The following is a 17,146-nucleotide window of genomic DNA, read 5'->3' as shown; positions in this document are numbered from 1 at the left end:
CTCATCGCCTCACTTTCTTTTCAAGCAACATGGCTCCGACGATGAAGAATACAAGTAGACAAGCGAAGTCAAACACCCATTCCCCGATGTAAAACGTCGTGCCGGTTATTTCAAAATAGGATTCCTGCAAGTCAATCTGTTGATTTTTGAAATCCATCATGTCCAGCTTTCCTTGAAGAATAAACATCTCATAAAACCGGGAAGAAACAAAAATGGAATGAAGACGCACGGACAAAATGAACAGCAATAGCGTAATCACAATGGAAAATCCTTTGACAAACGGCTTCATCAATTGATCCAGCACAACGAAGAAAAACCCGACAAGCAACAGACAAATTGAACCGAGAAAGACAGCTGAGATGAAAAGACTGCCGTAAAATAACAGCTCATCAAACACAATAAACGGCTGATTGGTCAATACATACCATATGGCCACAACAACGACCGACAAAAGCAAACTGGCGAGTCCAACCAGTATAGCAACCACCATCTTCACACCGACCAGCTGATAAATGGAGGCGGTGGAATGAAGCCACAAATCCGGTTTCTTCATGTCACGATAAAACAACATGAAAAAAGTGAAAAGTGGAACGAACACACTAAACGCCGCCCATACAAAACAAAGAACGGTCGCAATCTCAAATGAGTTGACCTTGAAGCCCTCTACAAAAGTACTGACAAACAGCGGCAAGCCGACAAGCCCCAGGCCGAATAGAATAAAACTCCCAATCATCTGCCACTTAATGGGCAACCACTCTCTCAGCAACAAACCATTCCACTGCTTCATACCTTTCTCTCCTTCTGTACCGGTGTATTAGTTACATAGTACACTATATGTATTTGATATGTAAAGAGATACCATAAATTTATTTTAGAAATGGCGAATTGAACGAAAGAAGTTTGAGAGGAGGATAACAAAGCCTTCGGGGAAGTAACTGATACTGATGCGGATGACCGATAACTAGGTGATTGTAATCGATAAACTTATTGAAATGACCGATGAACCTCCCCCAAGTAATTGATAAAAAACGAGTTGATCGATAACTCACGAAAACTGACCGATGACCTAGAGAAAGGGATCGGTCACTCCTCTCTACCTGTTCTTCACCCTTATAAGAATCAAAAATCATCATTCATTTTACTTATGAACAACCATTCGAAACCGGACATGGCATTCCCTTGTCGGCTCTCGTACACTGAGGATAGGAAGAGAGGAGTGGATGGAAATGCGTTCGTTTTTGTTGGGGATTGATCATGTGCAGCTGGCGGCTCCGCCCCAGTCAGAGGAGAAGGCGCGTCACTTTTATGGCAACCTGCTTGGCATGGAGGAAATTCCGAAGCCTTCTAATTTGCAAGGGCGGGGCGGGTGTTGGTTCCGCTGCGGTTCGCAGGAAGTTCATGTTGGCATACAGGAGAATTTTATGCCGGCACAAAAAGCGCATCCCGGTTTTACCGTCCGTGCGCTGGATGAGTTGCGTGCCCGCTTACAGGAAGCCGGTTGTCCTGTAAAGGAGGAGCCGCCCATTGAAGGGCGTTCCCGTTTCTTCACGGAGGATCCGTTCGGTAACCGCATTGAATTTCTAGAGTTTGATTAATGAACAGGCCGCCCTACATCAGGCGGCCTCCTTTATGCTTCGATGATGGCTCTCTCCTGTTCGTCCAGGCGGCGTAGTTCTTCAGCTGATTCGTCACGCTTTCTCCCTAACTGGGTTTGCACGCGGCGCACATCCTGCAATACAGCATTCAGCTTGCTTTTCGCGTCAGAAATGCGTGAATGCACCATCCAGTCCGAAAAGATATTATCAAAGAAAATATCTGTGAAGGTAAAGATATCATTTTGATTCACTTTGAATGATTCTGTTGCGATGTTCTGGACGTCCATCAGCTCCGTTTCATAGTGGCGCAAAGCCCGTTGAGCGCGGTGCACTAAATCATCCGAGCCATCCATTTCAGAGTATTTCAAAGCGCTGACGATCAGGCCGCCGCCCAAGAACGTATCCCACATGGACAGGCCCTCTGCGTTGCCCAGTTTATCCAGCGCTTTGTCGAGTGCACGCAGAGCTTTCTCTCCCGCCTCATGCGCCTCATCAATTTCCCGGATCATGGAACGGACACGCACCCGATCATCTGCTATTTTTTGAAGCGTCCGGTTGGCATTCGTATCATTTTGACGGATCCATGTTTCTTTTTCCTTAATAAAATCAGCCCAGTCTTCTTCGACAAAAGCAAAATTCGATTGATTCGCCTGCTCCCGGAGCCGGGCCACTTCGGCTTCCAAATCCGTCACTGTTTTCACAGCTTCATTGTATTTCAGCTCCGCCTCCGCCACTTCATTAATTTCTTTCTCCATTTGGGCATCCCATTTGCCCGACCATTCTTTTATTTTATTCGCAAACGAGAACTTCCCAAGCTTGATGACGTCCTGTTGCTCCTTCGACAACTGCCGTTGCAATCGGTCTCGTAGCCGGATGGCCTCTTTCAGCTGTGATTCCGCACTATCCAGCCTTCTGACCACCCGGTTTCGCTCGTTCCGGCGCATCGTTAGCTCCATTTGCCGCTCTTGTATTGAATTTCGCATAGCCCGCACACTCCTTTCTCCTATTTACGAAAGAATAAAGGAAAAGTTTCACAATTAGAAGTTTCGGCTGCTGCCATTCCACAGCTACATTTGCTGCATTTTTTGCAGCGGCAGCCGAATGACGATTTCCGTCCCCTTTGACGAAGAAAACACCTGCACCTCTCCTCCATGTGCTTCAATCAATTGCTTCGCGATCGTTAACCCGAGACCCGTACCGGATTCGTCTGTCGTCGTATTCGTTCCTCGGTAATAGCGGTTAAACAAATGATCGATCACTTCTGGGGGAATTCCAGATCCTTCATCCCGAATCACTAATTCCATCCACTCCTGTTGAGTTGCGAGTTGGAGATGAATGGTTGTTTCCGGCGGATTATGCTTACTCGCATTGCCGATAAGATTATCCAATACCCTCTCGAAGCGGGAGGGATCAATGAGTACATGCCCTTTCTTCTCTCCCTCAATGACAATTGGGTTTTGCCAATCCCGCCGCTCCACATACCGGCTAATATATTCATGCAGCTCCATGTTTTTCAGCTCCAATTGGACGCCATCATTTTTCAGCTGGTAGGTATAGGTCAAATCATTGATGAGAGCATCCATATAGCCTGCCTTCTCCATCATCGTTTTGGCAAATCCTCTTACCTCTTCTGAGGACCATTGATGATTGGATTCCAGCATGATCGCATACCCGTAAATAGAGCTTAACGGCGTTTTCAAATCGTGGGAAAGGCCCGTAATCCAATCTTCCCGCAGCTTTTCCGTCCGGTTGATCGTCCGTTCGTTTTCCTTTAAATTTGAAGCCAATCGGGTAAGTGACAAATCCACATCCTCGTAAATCCGATACTTCCTTTTCAGCCTATCGTCCTTCTGCCGACGGATTTTACGGTCTTCTGGCCGCTTATAATCCTTCTTCGATAAGCGTTCCATCCATCTCAGGAAATAAAAAACCGGCTTTCCGAACCTGCGGCCAATCCATAAGGAGAACCCGAGAGTTACGAAGAGCAAAATCAAATGGTAGAGAACAAACCACTTCGAGAAAGATATTAATAGCTGCTTATCGAGCGAATCGAGTGCTTGATAATAAGGGTTGTCCATCCGGATGACGGCTATGTTTCCACCTTGTACGGGCGTCGATGATAACAGTTCCTTTCTTTCATTCACAGATGAGTTGGATTTCAGTAAATCCGTTGCCTGTAAAGGTTTCGAGCCGGAGGTAGATGTGGAATTCAACAATTCTCCCGTTTCGGAGAACAGTTCAAAAACAGCTCCTTTCCTCTCCAACATTTGTAGGTCTGTTTCGGTCAAATCAGGAAAATGAGGTTTCCTCTCCAACTCTGCCAACAGGACATCCGTTTCCGTGTATTCTTCAAACAACAAAATATGTCCATCTTCCAACGTCCACGTGCGGATTCCCTTTTGCTCCGCCAACGTCTTCAGTTCATTTATTCCATAAGAATCTGGTAGAATTCCGTCTTTCGATGACGCCAAAACAGTTCCGTCTGGATCGAGAATCTGGACGATGCCTCCGCTCCGTTCTGCAATGTCTAACAGAGCATCCGATGGACTGATGCCCTTTTCATCATGGATCACCGCCCACTCCATTTCACTTCGCTCCAGCACCCGTATGTCATGGTAATAAAACCCTTTCATCATTTGAAAAATGAAAACGCCAAACATGATGGCAGTGCCGATAAACAGTATTCCATAAAACGCAAGAAAGTAAATTATGAAGCGGAATGTCATCTTATTCGATAATTTCATCTTAGAGCCCCCTCATACTTGCAGCTTGTAGCCGATACCGCGGACAGTCACAATATACTTGGGACGGCTCGGATCCACTTCCAGCTTCTCTCGCAACTTACGGATATGAACCATAATGGTGTTGTCATCTACAAACCCGTCATATCCCCAAACGTGTTCATACAATTGCTCCTTGGAAAGGACTTGGTTCGGGTGCTGGCAAAACAGTTCAAGCAACTGAAATTGCTTCTGCGTTAAGGTGACTGCCTCGCCTCGTACCATCAAAGCCGCTCCTTCCACATCCAATAGGAACTCCCCAACTTCAAATACTTTCCTCTTAGCATGGAGAGTGGCCATATATCGAGCCGTTTGGACTTTAACCCGCGCCGCCAGTTCCATCGGATTAAACGGTTTTGTAATGTAATCGTCTGCTCCGTGCATAAAGCCCCGTAAAATATCCGCATCTGCCGCTTTGGCAGTCAAGAAGAAGATGGGGGCAGTCGAACGCTTTCTGATCGTTGACGCAAGTTCCAGCCCTGTGCCATCCGGCAACATTATATCTAAAATGAAGAAATCATAGTCCTCTTTCAACAGCTGCAGCTCCGCTTCCCTGTATGACGTACATACATCAATGAAAGCAAAACCTTCTTTCCGCAAAATGATTTCCACCATATCCCCGATTGCCTGTTCATCATCGACAACAAGAATTTTCGCCTCTTCCATTGCCATCCCCCTAAAAATTAAGATTCCGATAAGGTTCCTTTTATATGTAATTAAGTTTCATAGAACATACTAGACTAAGAATTCATGATTCTACCATATCGGAACTGCGTTACGATGACAATCCCAGGTATGACTAGAGACAAATTAGGAAAGGTGTCGAATCAAATGAATCAAAAGAGAATCCAGTTAATTGATGGGATGAGGGGTCTCAGCCTCTTTGGCATATTATTAGCCAACTTGCTTATCTTCCAATATGGGATGTGGGGAAAAGAGGAGTTGGATCTCACAGGCATCAATCAAGGAGCCCACTTCTTTACGAAAGTATTCATCGAAGGAAGCTTCATGCCCATCTTCACCTTTCTCTTTGGCTATTCCATGATAAAAATGGCGGAAGGGCTTCGCCAAAGAGGTTTGAAAGTGAAACGTTATTTTGCGCGACGCTTCCTGTTGTTAGCGGTTATCGGCTGGGCTCACGCTACTTTCCTTTGGGAAGGGGATATTTTATTATTCTACGGGCTCATGGGCTTTTTCCTTCTCTTGTTTGTGAACCGTAAGACGAAAACGATTTTGGTATGGGCTATTTTACTGACTGTCTTAACAACGTCATTCATGCTGATCGGCGCCGGCTTTAGCGGGGAAAGCGCACCAGAAGAAGAATTCATGGCGTCCCCTGCGTATATTAAAAAAACAAATGATGTGTATGCGAATGGTACTTACTCGGAAATCAAGCACCACCGGAACAATGCCGATCCTTTTGAAAACATGCCGGATGCACTCGTTATAGTGATGCTTGTATTAGCACCGATTGCAACTGCCCCTCTTTTTCTGTTTGGAATGTATGCAGCTCGCATCAACTTCTTTTCCAATCCTGTGCAGGAGAAGAAGCTGTATCGCATAGGTACGGTGATCTTAGTGCCAATCGGCATTGCCATGAAGGCGATCTTCGAACTGGCCCCTTCTACTGGATGGACTGACTTCTTAATTGGAGCAGGAGCGCCGCTTCTGGCCGTCGGTTATATTTTCGCATTCGCTTGGCTCTACACGAAATTCATGGAATCTGTCGCCATGCGTGCTTTTGAAAGTGTCGGCAAACTATCGTTAACCAACTACATGATGCAGACGGTCATATGTACAACAATATTTTATGGTTACGGCCTTGGGCTTTTCGGCAAACTTGGAACAGCGGGCGGTTTATTGCTAGGGCTCGGTGTGTTTGTATTGCAATGTACAGCAAGTTCTTTCTATTTAAAACGTTTCCAACGTGGGCCATTGGAATTCATTCTCCGCATGTGGACAAATTTCTCTTGGAATGGGCAAGTGAAGCCGAAGAAAGACAAGAAGAAAAAAGATATCGAAGCGCATGCTATGTAAAGAGGTCAACCACCTGAGGCGATAACATCATACAAAAAAGACAGCCGCAAAGGCTGTCTTTTCATTAGTGTTTGATTTCGCGGCGCAATTTACGGTGCTCGCGGCGGGCCGGGCCCGTTTCAAATAGCCGTTTTTCTGCTTCGGTTTCCGGATAAACGCCCTGCACAGGGGTCGGTTCATTATCTGCATCCATTGCCACCATCGTTAAAAACGATTCCGTCGTCAATTTCCGTTCGCCTGACAATAAATCAACGGAATGCACGGAAACAAATACTTCCATTGACGTACGGCCAGTGGAGCTGACGACCGCCTCCAGTTCAAGGACATCGCCGACTGTAGCGGAAGAAACAAAATCGACAGAGTCGATGGAAGCTGTTACAACGGCCGAATTGGCATGCTTCATAGCGGTAATCGCTGCAATTTCATCAATATAGGCTAGAACTTGTCCGCCAAAGATCGTCTGCAGGTGATTTGTATCGGGAGGCAGCACCAGTTTTGTCTGGATCGTGCGCGAGTGGCTCATTGGTCTAGCATCTAACATCATACCTCTTCCTCTCTCTACTTACTCATCTATATAGTATACTCTTCCCTACTCGCTATTTTAATGCATACGCAATAATCCGCGCGCTTCCCATTTTTCAATCAACTGCGCATTTTGAAAAAACAGACGGCTGATAGAAACGCAAAAAAGCGGGGGAAATGTATCTCCCCGCCTTCTTGTATATGCTTTCTTACGTAGTAACCTCTAAAGCACCTGGAACTGCATCCGGACGCTTCATCACTTCCTCGTCATGTAAATGGCAAGCAACGAAGTGGTCGTCTTCTTTTTCCAGCCATTTCGGTTTTAGTTCAGCGCAAACCGGCATAGCATATGGACATCTTGTCCGGAATACACAGCCGGATGGCGGATCAATGGGACTTGGCAATTCCCCTTGCAAAATGATCCGTTCCCGGGATTCCTCAATATCGGGATCCGGAATCGGGATGGCCGACAGCAGCGCTTCAGTGTACGGATGAAGCGGCTTCTCATACAATCTCGCACTTGTCGTCAGTTCCACCATATGCCCCAAATACATGACGCCGATCCGGTTGGAAATATATTTAACCATGGACAGGTCGTGGGCGATAAATAAATACGTTAACCCTTTTTCTCGCTGCAATCGCTGCAACAGCTTTACCACTTGGGCCTGAACAGATACATCGAGTGCAGATATCGGCTCGTCCGCAATAATAAATTCCGGATCAAGGGCAAGGGAGCGGGCAATCCCGATACGCTGGCGCTGTCCGCCGGAGAACTCATGCGGATAACGGTTAGCGTGATCCGCATTTAATCCGACGTCTTCCAGCAATTCATTCACACGTGCCCGCATTTCCGCCTTCGTCTTATATTTCCCGTGGATTTCCATCGGCTCGGCGATGATTTCAAATACAGTCGAGCGGGGATTCAATGACGCATAAGGATCTTGGAAGACCATCTGTGCCTTCTTTAGAAATTGATACCGTTCCTTTTCGGTCATGTCATGGACGCTTCGCCCTTCATACAGCACATCCCCGCCTGTTTTATTGTACAAGCCAAGAATCGTCCGTCCCGCGGTCGATTTACCGCAACCTGACTCACCGACCAATCCGAACGTTTCGCCTTTATAAATATCAAAGCTAATTCCATCTACAGCCTTTAAAGTTTGGCCGCGTCCCATATCAAAATGCCGCTTTAGATCATTAACCGATAAAATCACTTCTTTGTTCATAGGACGTCCCCCTCTTTTGTTCCATACCGGCGTACTGCACATAACTCATGCTCTAATTTGGATCCTTTTAGCCGCAGCACTTCAATGGACTGTCCGGTAGACGGGGAATGCAGCAGCAAGCCATCTCCGTAATAAAACCCGACATGCCGAACCGGGCCGGTCCCTTCGTCATTAGCAAAAAACAGCAAATCGCCTTTTCTCCAGCTGTCCGGTTCTCCCATCGCCACTTCGATGCCCGACTTCGCTTGGTCGCTTGCATCCCGAGGAATGAAATGGCCGCACGCCTTCAACATATTGTACGTATAGCCTGAACAGTCATAGCCATAGGAAGACATCCCTCCCCAGAAATAAGGAAGGTCTAGAAAGCCCATACCGAGTTCCACTGCCTCGTCCGCTGACTTCTTCTCAAACTGATGGACGGAGACAGCTCGAGCCGCATCCTTTTTCCGGACCGCCTTCTTTCCATCAGGAGTTTCCACAATATAGAGTGTTTCACTTTCGTCAAGAATTGGCAAAATCACATTAAAGGGAATCAGTGAAAATGGCGTTCCATCTTCGTCCCAAAGCTGTGCCTTATCGGCCTTGATGCGAATGAAACCGCCTGCTTCTTCAAGCGGCCCGGCTTTTGATAATTGCGCAAGCGGCACCCAGCCCGGATAGCCCCTCTCATCTTTTTTGGACGGCTGCCATACCGCGATTACTTTCGCCCAATCGCCCGCCACTTCATCGACGATGACCGGTTCGCCATACAACAACTGCGTCTGCACGCGGTTTCCGTTGCAAAGATCCAGCCGCACCTCGTACGGGAGCTTCTCCAGCCATTTATTCAATTGCACTGGATTGGATAAACCCGGTGCATCCAACTCGCGTGCGGATTCCGGAGCTGTCCAAACCGTGGCGACCGGAACGGCACACCGATACATATTCACTGTCGGTTCCATCACTGACCCTCCCCTTTCTTGACCAATTCCATTCCCTCTTGATCCAGTCCTAGCCCCGGCGCTTCCGCAAACCGGATGACTGTTCCATCGTACTCGATGCCGCCTGCTACAATATCCTTCGACAGCATAAGCGGCGCATCAAAATCAAAGCGCGTAATATTCGGCTGGCTCGCCGCAAAATGTGCAGCCGCTGTAATGCCAAGCTTCGTTTCAATCATACTGCCGACCATGCATCCCACTCCGAATGTCTCGGCCAGCGCATTGATTTTCATCGCTTCCTGAATGCCACCCGACTTCATCAGCTTGATATTAATTAAATCGGCGGCGCCCAATTGCAACACTCGAAGCGCGTCTTTTGCTGTAAATACACTTTCATCCGCCATAATAGGCGTCAGTGTGTGCGCCGTCACATAACGCAGCCCCTCCACGTCATCCGCCAGCACCGGTTGTTCAATCAATTCGATTGCAAGCCCCGCGTCTTCCATCCTGCCGATTGCCTGTACCGCTTCTTTCGGCTTCCATCCTTGATTGGCATCAAGCCTAATTTTCACTTTCTGGCCAACACGCTCCCGAATAGCACGGATCCTTTCGATATCCTCGGCAATATCACCGATCCCAACTTTCACCTTCAAGACAGTAAAACCGTCTGCCACGTACCCCGCAGCATCCTCTGCCATTTCGGTTGGATCATTGACACTTACTGTAAAATCGGTTTCAATTTCATTTCGAAAGCCGCCGAGCAACTGATAGAGCGGCATATTCGCCAGCTGGCCAAGCAGATCATGAATAGCCATGTCGACGGCAGCCTTCGCACTTGTATTCCGCACGATTGCCTTTTTCAATTTAAGGAACAATTCCTCCCGTTGGCGAATATCCTGCCCGATCAGCTGCGGGGCAATCACTTCTTGAATGGCATATGTAACACTCCCAGTGGAATCGCCCGTGATGACATGGGTCGGCGGGGCTTCCCCATAGCCGACCGAGCCATTATCACAAGTTACTTTCACAAAGATAGAATGTGCCGTCGTCACAGTGCGCAAAGCTGTTTTAAAAGGCTTTGTCAGTGGAACGGCGACGGGAAATGTTTCGATGGATTGAATCTTCATGCCTATTCCACCCCCGGAAGAATAGTTAATGTTTTGGCGTCGGCATCCAATTTTGCAAGTGTGCCGAGCGGAATCGCAAAATGCGGCTCACAGTGACCGATTTTGAATCCTTTTACAACTGGCTTGCCTAAGCCACCTAAGTAATGGCGGAATACTTCATCAAGCGAGAGGGAAGGTTTCTCCTTTTTCGGTTCGGCATCGGCAAAGTCACCAATAACAATACCTGCCGCATCCGACAGCTTCCCGGCCATGCGCAATTGATTGAGCATACCATCAACGCGGTACGGTTCTTCACCGATATCTTCTATAAAGAGCAATTTGCCAGCCGTATCAATTTCAAACTTTGTTCCGATTGTATTGGAGAGAAGCGATAGATTGCCGCCAACCAATTCACCTTGTGCAACGCCTGGATGAAGTGCCTCCAGTGGCGAAATTTCCTCTGTATAATGGAGCTCCATCGGCTCGAATAATTGCTCGAACATTTTTGCAGACAACGGATGAAATGAATCCTTTCCGACACAAGAAGCGAGCATCGGACCGTGGAAAGTCACCAAATCAGAATACAGGCCTATCGCCGTATGGAGGAACGTAATATCGCTGAACCCCCAGAACACCTTTGGATTTTCGCGGATCAATTGAAGATCCAGACGATCTGTGTACCGAGCGGATCCATATCCACCGCCTGCGCAAATGATGCCTTTCACTTCAGGATCTGCGAACATATCCTGCAAATCGGCCATGCGATCATCATCCGACCCTGCCAAATAACCGTAGACATCATTCACATGCTTGCCAAACTTCACCCGCAAGCCAAGATGATCCAAAAATGCGAGCGAACGTTGCAGACTCTCCTGATTGGGCGGACTAGATGGCGACACAATACCCACCAAATCTCCTCGCCGAAGCCTCTCTGGCCGAATTCTCATCATCCCATCTCCTTTGCTTTACTATCAAATGAACTTGTTAATCGAATGTTTTCCTACCCGTTCCTGCTTTCATAGATCTAAAGACCGACGAACAACATTTCCCCGGAAATAAATACAGGAGGTACAGCGATTACTCTTACCATTCAGCCGGGCATTATAATTGTTGCTCTCGGTACATAAAGTCGCGTAAAGTGAGTAAGCTTAATTCCCATCCATCCCCAACAATAGCCTTAGTAAAAAAGGCAAAATCGCGGCGCCATGACGGACACCGCGACTGTGCATTAGTTCTTATCCGCGTACTTCAAGTCGAGGTAGCCGACTGGGTGGCGCAGAATACCGGAAACGCCCGGTTTTTCAAGTGTTGTCTGGTTGTAGAAGTATAGTGGGAATACCGGCATTTCTTCCATTAGAAGACGATCCGCGTCCTGCAATAATTCCCATCGTTTGTTTTCATCTGTTTCGTTTTTAATATCTTCGATTAACTTGTCATACTCAGCATTAGACCATGTCGTACGGTTCATAGAAGAACCTGTGATAAAGCTTTCAAGCGCGTTCACAGGATCTGCATAGTCATGCAAGAATGAAGAACGGGACAATTGGTATTTGAATTCTTTTTGTTCTGAAGCGAATACTTTTGCTTCAACGTTTTGCAATTCAACGTCTGCACCCAAAACTTCCTTGAATTTAGACTGTAGAGCGATCGCAATGTTTTGGTGTGATTCACTTGTAGAGTATGTCAATGTTACTTTCGGAAGCTCTGTATAGCCTTCCTCTTTCATTCCTTCTTCCAAAAGCTTTTTCGCTTCATCTGGATTATAGGAAACAAGATCGCCTACTGTATCACGGAATTCTTTGCCATCTGGACCGATAAAACCATATGCAACAAAACCGTGTGCTGGTTTTTCACCATTTTTCGTTACGTATTGAACGATTTCTTCTTGGTCAACTGCCATTGCGAATGCACGGCGGATCTTCGCATTTGTGAATGGCTCCATTGATGTATTGAAGCGATAGAAGTACAAACCTGCTTGGTCTTCCACTACCAACTCATCACTGTCTTTCAATTGCTCAGCTAGTTCAGATGGAACACCAGATAAGTCTAGCTCTCCAGATTGATACATTTGATATTCTGTGTTGGAATCATTGACCATTGCCCAGTGAACTTTATCCAATTTCACAGCATCCGCATCCCAGTAGTTCTCATTCTTTTCGAATTCGAAGCTGACATCGTGATCCCATGAAGTTAATTTGAATGGCCCGTTGCCAACGAAGGTAGCTGCATTCGTATGCCACTCTGGATTTTCCGTAGCAACCTTTTCATTGATCGGGAAGAAACTTGGATTCGTAATAATGTTCAAGAATGCTTCGTTTGGTGCAGACAATTTTACAACAAATGTTTTGTCATCTTCAGCTTTGATCGCGATATCGTCCGCAGATCCTTCGCCATTGTTGTAAGCTTCCGCTCCTTCAATGAAATAAGCAAGGAACGCTGCTGGTGAAGCTGTTTCCTGATCCAACATATGCTTCCAAGCAAAGACGAAATCTCCCGCTACGACTGGATCTCCATTCGACCATTTTGCATTATCACGGATATGGAATGTATACGTTAATCCATCTTCCGAGATATCAATTTTTTCAGCTGTTGCTTCCACGGCTTTGTGATTTTCATCCAAACGTGTTAAACCTTCCATGATATTATTTAATGCACTCCATGACACCGCATCAAAACCAATGGATGGGTCAAAAGATGTCGGCTCTTGCCCGTTGTTCAAATACAAAACCTTGTCGCCAGAAGATGCTTCTTCCCCTGAACCGTCTTTCCCTTCATCTGTCGAAGACGTATTTCCATCCGTCTTCTCTGGCTCCTTGCCCGCTTCCTTGTTCGCCGTACAAGCCGCCAGAACAAGCGCAAGCATGGCCATCGCCAAAAACATTAACCACTTTTTCATTTCAAAAGCCCCCCTTTTGTATGTCTAAGCATATTCAAGCACTTTCGTGCGTACTACCATTACATTTGAAAAACATGTTTGGCCCGTTCATCCTGCAACCAGCAATCCACTTTATGCGTTTCCGACAGCTCTGTCGTTCCGGGATATACTCGTTCGCACACTTCCATAGCGAACGGACATCTTGCGGCAAACGGACAACCGATCGGCGGTGCAAATAAATCCGGCGGCGTTCCTTCAATCGGCTGCAGCTCCTCCTCTTTCAAGTCAAGCCGTGGGACAGAGGCCAGCAGCCCTTTCGTATAAGGATGCTGCGGAGAGTAGAACACTTCCCGTTTATCACCGATTTCAATAACTTTACCGGCATACATGACGGCGATCCGATCTGCAATTTTCGCCACAACTCCGAGATCATGTGTGATCAAGATGATGGAAACACCTGTCCTCGCCTGAATCTCATCGAATAATTCGAGGATTTGCGCTTGGATGGTTACGTCTAGCGCAGTTGTCGGTTCATCCGCAATTAACAATTCCGGTTCACAGATCAATGCGATTGCAATGACAATCCGTTGCCGCATCCCCCCTGAAAATTGGTGTGGATATTGCTTCAATCGTTCCTCCGGATTTGGAATGCCGACGATTTCCAGCAATTCAACCGCTTTCTTTCTCGCTTCCGCCTTGCTCACGTTTTGGTGTGTACGCAATCCTTCTGTGAGCTGTTCCCCAATTTTCAAAGTGGGATTCAGTGCAGTCATCGGATCTTGGAATATCATCGAAATATCGACGCCTTGCACCTTCCGCATGGCCGCCTTGTCCAACTTCGTCAAATCCTTGTTTTTAAACAAGATCCGCCCGCTTTTGATTCGGCCGGGCGGCTGGGGAATCAAACCCATAATCGTATTAGCCGTCACACTTTTCCCGCAGCCGGATTCTCCGACCACAGCAAGCGTTTCCCCTTTATACAAATCAAACGAAACACCACGAAGCGCTTGGACCTCACCGCCGAATGTCTTGAATGAAACATGCAGATCCTCTACAGCTAGCACCTTTTCGGAATAATCCGGCTGACGCTTGCGCTTCTGTCCCACTTTTTTCTCTGTCATCACCGCTTTTGGCAAAGACGGTACTTCCTCTTGTCGCTCTTTCACAAGTGCATTGGCATTCGCCAATTGTTGTTCATTCAAACCATTCACCTCCTCAGTTTCGGATCGAGTGCATCTTGCATACCGTCTCCGAGGACGTTAAATGCAAACATCGTCATTGAAATGAAAAACGCAGGGAAGAATAATCTCCACCAGTGACCGGACAAAATGACCGGCAACGCATCGTTCGCCATGACGCCCCAGCTCGCGAACGGTGCCGAGATCCCAAGTCCGAGGAAACTGAGGAACGCTTCCGCGAAGATGGCACTTGGTACTGTCAAAGTCATTTGAACGATAATCGGCCCCATCGTATTCGGCAATAAATTGCGCCGTATAATCCGCGGCGTCCTGGCTCCAAACGACTTGGAAGCTGTGACAAATTCATAGTTTTTAATTTGCAATACTTGTCCCCTGACAATTCGCGCCATACCAACCCAGCCGGTAATCGTAAGCGCCACAATAATGGTCGTCAAACTTGAACCCATAATGACCATTAACAGGATTACGACAAGTAAGTGTGGCAGCCCGTAAAGCACTTCAATAATACGCATCATGACCGAATCGGTACGGCCGCCTTTATAGCCGCTGATGCCTCCATAAATAATGCCGATAAAGAAATCGATTAAGGCCGCTGCTACCCCGACAAAGAGAGAAACCCTGGCGCCGTACCATGTACGGGTAAAGACATCCCATCCTTTATCATCTGTCCCAAACCAATGCTCTGAAGAAGGCGGCATATTCTGTTTCGCATATTGTGTCGTTGTAATATCATGCGGCGATAGCATGGGCGCAAATATTGCAAACAGAGCAAGCAAGACAAGAAAGAATAACCCGCTCATCGCCAGCTTATTTTGCCGTAATCGGCGCCATGCGTCTTGCCAATAAGATAACGAAGGGCGGACAACTGATTCCGCCTTCTCCGCATCCTTTGCTACCGGTTTGAACCAATCATCTTGTGCTTGTGGCGGTTGATGGCTGACCATTAGGCATCGCCCTCCTTCCGATGAAGTTTAATGCGCGGATCCAGAAATCCGTACACGATATCGACGAGGAAGAGCATGAATACGAGAAAGGCACTATAGAAGACCGTCGAACCCATAATGACAGGATAATCACGGTTATTGATACTTTCAACGAAGTACTTCCCCATCCCCGGAATGGCGAAAATCCGCTCGATGACAAATGTTCCTGTCAAAATGCCCGCAAGCATCGTTCCCATGATCGTGACAATCGGCATAAGCGCATTGCGCAAGGCGTGACGGAATACGATACGAAACGGTGACAACCCTTTCGCGCGGGCCATTTTCATATAATCTTGCGTCAGCACTTCCAGCATACTGGACCGGGTCAGCCTCGCGATAATGGCGGTTGGGCCCGTGGCCAGCGCCAATGTCGGTAATATCATATGCTTCGGACTGCTCCAAGTCGCTGGGGGCAGCCACTGTAAATTAACTGCAAATTGCTGAATTAAAAGAGTCGCTAATACAAAATTTGGTACGGATATCCCGATGACTGCGAATGTCATCGCTCCATAATCAATAATGCCGTTATGCCGTAATGCGGCAAATGTTCCTAATGTGATTCCGGACAGCACGGCGACGAGTATCGTCACCATCCCCAGTTCAAAAGAAATCGGGAATCCCCGGGCCAGCTGTGTATTGACGGACTCATTCGGTTTCTTGATCGAAGGACCGAAATCAAATGTCACGATCGCTTTTAAATAGTAGAGATACTGAATATGCGTCGGTTGGTCTAATTTATAATACTTCTCCAAGTTCGCTTGGATGGTCGGATTCGATGTCCGTTCTTCATCAAATGGCGAACCAGGAATTGAATGCATTAAGAAAAACGTCAATGTCGCAATGATGAGGATGGTCGCAATCATCATGAAGAATCGTTTCACTATGTAAATGGCCATGCGGCATTCCCCCTTAACAGAACTTGGTTTGCATGGCCAGTTCCACCATGACTAGCATTGCGCGATACGCCTCCAAAATGTCCTTGGCTTCAAACTTCACAACGGTTGTTCCCGGTTCAATCTCACAGCCTGGCATCAATGCAGCCCATTCCGCCTGTCCGTAATTCGTAAACTCAATGCGCAAAGTCGGCTGCTTCGGTGGAACAAGCGGCTGAATAGACGATCGTTTTCCAATTGCCTCCGCTGTCTTCTCCTCCAACAATGCACGTGCCTTCGTCGGATGCAGCGTCTTTACTGCCGAGCGGCTGATGGACTGCTTGACGGCAGCCGTTACTACACCTGGAATAAGTGCTTCGGCTTCCCGGCATGCACAATCATCTCCCGCAACGAGGATGACCGGTACGCCAAAATGCCCTGCCACATATGCATTCAATCCGAGCTCCCCAATCGCAACATCATTGATATACATATTGCGAACGCCAAACGTCATCGAATGGCTCATGACACCCGGTTGTCCAGCCCGTGCATGGTAGCCTGCAAAAATCGCACCGTCAAATGTCTCATCCAAACTCTGCACCATCGAAAGCGCTTTCAAATCCCCAGTAATTAAATCAGCGTCTGGATGCAATTCCTCCACCAATAAATTATTCATCTTCGAATGGCTATCATTGACCAGAACCTCTTTGGCTCCGTTCCCAACAGCAGCCCGGATGATCGCATTGGCTTCCTCTGTCATAATACGCCGCGCCCGCTCATAATTATGCCTGCTCGAATCAACAAACGTGTAATCAGGCAACCCTGTAATCCCTTCCATATCTACCGAAACATACAACTTCAACCTGCATTCCCCCTGCTGTCAGAATATCACTATAAATCATATTAATTGATTAGTAGGTATGTTTCACTGTATCAAATTTTTAAGAAAATTTCAATACTGTAAAAATTTTTTTTATAAAAAAACCGCTACCCAGTTGCCTGGATAGCGGCTTTTAAATGATTCTCAAGAT

At 47.1% G+C, this 17,146-nt stretch carries 16 protein-coding genes; 2 read left to right on the top strand and 14 right to left on the bottom strand.

The features are described 5' to 3' along the window. Position 1: 1 nt before the first annotated feature. On the bottom strand, positions 2-787 hold the full coding sequence (locus L7D49_RS06910; protein WP_238080111.1) for a hypothetical protein: 786 nt from the start codon (positions 785-787) through the stop codon (positions 2-4). Positions 788-1,226: 439 nt separating this feature from the next. On the opposite strand from L7D49_RS06910, the gene L7D49_RS06905 reads away from it, so the two are divergent. Beyond that, complete coding sequence (locus tag L7D49_RS06905) at positions 1,227-1,595, top strand: VOC family protein (RefSeq protein ID WP_238080110.1); 369 nt, start codon at positions 1,227-1,229, stop codon at positions 1,593-1,595. A 32-nt stretch (positions 1,596-1,627) separates the two neighbouring features. Here L7D49_RS06905 and L7D49_RS06900 read toward each other — a convergent pair whose 3' ends face one another. From L7D49_RS06900 to L7D49_RS06890, 3 genes are all read right to left on the bottom strand, one after another. Next, positions 1,628-2,578, bottom strand: a complete 951-nt coding sequence (locus L7D49_RS06900) for a hypothetical protein (RefSeq protein ID WP_238080109.1) — start codon at positions 2,576-2,578, stop codon at positions 1,628-1,630. Between the two features lie 84 nt (positions 2,579-2,662). Continuing rightward, positions 2,663-4,339 carry a sensor histidine kinase gene (locus L7D49_RS06895; RefSeq protein WP_238080108.1) on the bottom strand — a complete coding sequence of 559 codons (1,677 nt, stop codon included), beginning with the start codon at positions 4,337-4,339 and terminating at the stop codon, positions 2,663-2,665. Positions 4,340-4,351: 12 nt separating this feature from the next. Further along, a complete protein-coding gene (locus L7D49_RS06890) occupies positions 4,352-5,041 on the bottom strand; it encodes a response regulator transcription factor (protein ID WP_238080107.1) in 690 nt (229 codons plus the stop codon). 165 nt (positions 5,042-5,206) lie between these two features. Between L7D49_RS06890 and L7D49_RS06885 the strand changes: the two genes are divergently transcribed. Further along, a complete protein-coding gene (locus L7D49_RS06885) occupies positions 5,207-6,412 on the top strand; it encodes a DUF418 domain-containing protein (protein ID WP_238080106.1) in 1,206 nt (401 codons plus the stop codon). A 64-nt stretch (positions 6,413-6,476) separates the two neighbouring features. Here L7D49_RS06885 and L7D49_RS06880 read toward each other — a convergent pair whose 3' ends face one another. From L7D49_RS06880 to L7D49_RS06835, 10 genes are all read right to left on the bottom strand, one after another. Further along, positions 6,477-6,953, bottom strand: a complete 477-nt coding sequence (locus L7D49_RS06880) for an acyl-CoA thioesterase (RefSeq protein ID WP_418895858.1) — start codon at positions 6,951-6,953, stop codon at positions 6,477-6,479. Between the two features lie 190 nt (positions 6,954-7,143). Further along, positions 7,144-8,160, bottom strand: a complete 1,017-nt coding sequence (locus tag L7D49_RS06875; protein WP_238080104.1) for an ABC transporter ATP-binding protein — start codon at positions 8,158-8,160, stop codon at positions 7,144-7,146. Beyond that, on the bottom strand, positions 8,157-9,101 hold the full coding sequence (locus L7D49_RS06870) for a C40 family peptidase (protein WP_238080103.1): 945 nt from the start codon (positions 9,099-9,101) through the stop codon (positions 8,157-8,159). Before L7D49_RS06870 ends, L7D49_RS06875 begins: the two co-directional genes overlap by 4 nt. Continuing rightward, positions 9,101-10,207, bottom strand: a complete 1,107-nt coding sequence (locus L7D49_RS06865; RefSeq protein WP_238080102.1) for a mandelate racemase/muconate lactonizing enzyme family protein — start codon at positions 10,205-10,207, stop codon at positions 9,101-9,103. Before L7D49_RS06865 ends, L7D49_RS06870 begins: the two co-directional genes overlap by 1 nt. A 2-nt stretch (positions 10,208-10,209) precedes the next feature. Beyond that, positions 10,210-11,133 (bottom strand): S66 peptidase family protein, encoded by a 924-nt coding sequence (locus L7D49_RS06860; RefSeq protein ID WP_238080101.1) that lies wholly within the window; start codon positions 11,131-11,133, stop codon positions 10,210-10,212. Between the two features lie 281 nt (positions 11,134-11,414). Further along, the gene (locus L7D49_RS06855) at positions 11,415-13,082 is read right to left on the bottom strand and encodes a peptide ABC transporter substrate-binding protein (protein ID WP_238080100.1); all 1,668 of its coding nucleotides are present in this window, start codon (positions 13,080-13,082) and stop codon (positions 11,415-11,417) included. A gap of 59 nt (positions 13,083-13,141) precedes the next feature. After that, positions 13,142-14,182: an ABC transporter ATP-binding protein gene (locus L7D49_RS06850; RefSeq protein ID WP_238080143.1), complete on the bottom strand. Its 1,041-nt coding sequence runs from the start codon at positions 14,180-14,182 to the stop codon at positions 13,142-13,144. An 86-nt stretch (positions 14,183-14,268) separates the two neighbouring features. Continuing rightward, the gene (locus tag L7D49_RS06845; protein WP_238080099.1) at positions 14,269-15,204 is read right to left on the bottom strand and encodes an ABC transporter permease; all 936 of its coding nucleotides are present in this window, start codon (positions 15,202-15,204) and stop codon (positions 14,269-14,271) included. Beyond that, positions 15,204-16,139 carry an ABC transporter permease gene (locus L7D49_RS06840; protein WP_238080098.1) on the bottom strand — a complete coding sequence of 312 codons (936 nt, stop codon included), beginning with the start codon at positions 16,137-16,139 and terminating at the stop codon, positions 15,204-15,206. Before L7D49_RS06840 ends, L7D49_RS06845 begins: the two co-directional genes overlap by 1 nt. Before the next feature lie 13 nt (positions 16,140-16,152). After that, complete coding sequence (locus tag L7D49_RS06835) at positions 16,153-16,977, bottom strand: M55 family metallopeptidase (RefSeq protein ID WP_238080097.1); 825 nt, start codon at positions 16,975-16,977, stop codon at positions 16,153-16,155. Positions 16,978-17,146 lie beyond the last annotated feature (169 nt).

Source organism: Sporosarcina cyprini (genome assembly GCF_022048975.1).
Lineage (GTDB): Bacteria > Bacillota > Bacilli > Bacillales_A > Planococcaceae > Sporosarcina > Sporosarcina cyprini.
Note: the sequence above shows the minus strand (reverse complement) of the source record. Positions and strands in the feature narration are given on the sequence as shown.

Bases quoted from the DNA above. Each gene is read 5' to 3' on its own strand.
- L7D49_RS06910 (WP_238080111.1), bottom strand. From the start codon at position 787: ATGAAGCAGTGGAATGGTTTGTTGCTGAGAGAGTGGTTGCCCATTAAG.
- L7D49_RS06905 (WP_238080110.1), top strand. From the start codon at position 1,227: ATGCGTTCGTTTTTGTTGGGGATTGATCATGTGCAGCTGGCGGCTCCG.
- L7D49_RS06900 (WP_238080109.1), bottom strand. From the start codon at position 2,578: ATGCGAAATTCAATACAAGAGCGGCAAATGGAGCTAACGATGCGCCGG.
- L7D49_RS06895 (WP_238080108.1), bottom strand. From the start codon at position 4,339: ATGAAATTATCGAATAAGATGACATTCCGCTTCATAATTTACTTTCTT.
- L7D49_RS06890 (WP_238080107.1), bottom strand. From the start codon at position 5,041: ATGGAAGAGGCGAAAATTCTTGTTGTCGATGATGAACAGGCAATCGGG.
- L7D49_RS06885 (WP_238080106.1), top strand. From the start codon at position 5,207: ATGAATCAAAAGAGAATCCAGTTAATTGATGGGATGAGGGGTCTCAGC.
- L7D49_RS06880 (WP_418895858.1), bottom strand. From the start codon at position 6,953: ATGTTAGATGCTAGACCAATGAGCCACTCGCGCACGATCCAGACAAAA.
- L7D49_RS06875 (WP_238080104.1), bottom strand. From the start codon at position 8,160: ATGAACAAAGAAGTGATTTTATCGGTTAATGATCTAAAGCGGCATTTT.
- L7D49_RS06870 (WP_238080103.1), bottom strand. From the start codon at position 9,101: ATGGAACCGACAGTGAATATGTATCGGTGTGCCGTTCCGGTCGCCACG.
- L7D49_RS06865 (WP_238080102.1), bottom strand. From the start codon at position 10,207: ATGAAGATTCAATCCATCGAAACATTTCCCGTCGCCGTTCCACTGACA.
- L7D49_RS06860 (WP_238080101.1), bottom strand. From the start codon at position 11,133: ATGAGAATTCGGCCAGAGAGGCTTCGGCGAGGAGATTTGGTGGGTATT.
- L7D49_RS06855 (WP_238080100.1), bottom strand. From the start codon at position 13,082: ATGAAAAAGTGGTTAATGTTTTTGGCGATGGCCATGCTTGCGCTTGTT.
- L7D49_RS06850 (WP_238080143.1), bottom strand. From the start codon at position 14,182: ATGACAGAGAAAAAAGTGGGACAGAAGCGCAAGCGTCAGCCGGATTAT.
- L7D49_RS06845 (WP_238080099.1), bottom strand. From the start codon at position 15,204: ATGGTCAGCCATCAACCGCCACAAGCACAAGATGATTGGTTCAAACCG.
- L7D49_RS06840 (WP_238080098.1), bottom strand. From the start codon at position 16,139: ATGGCCATTTACATAGTGAAACGATTCTTCATGATGATTGCGACCATC.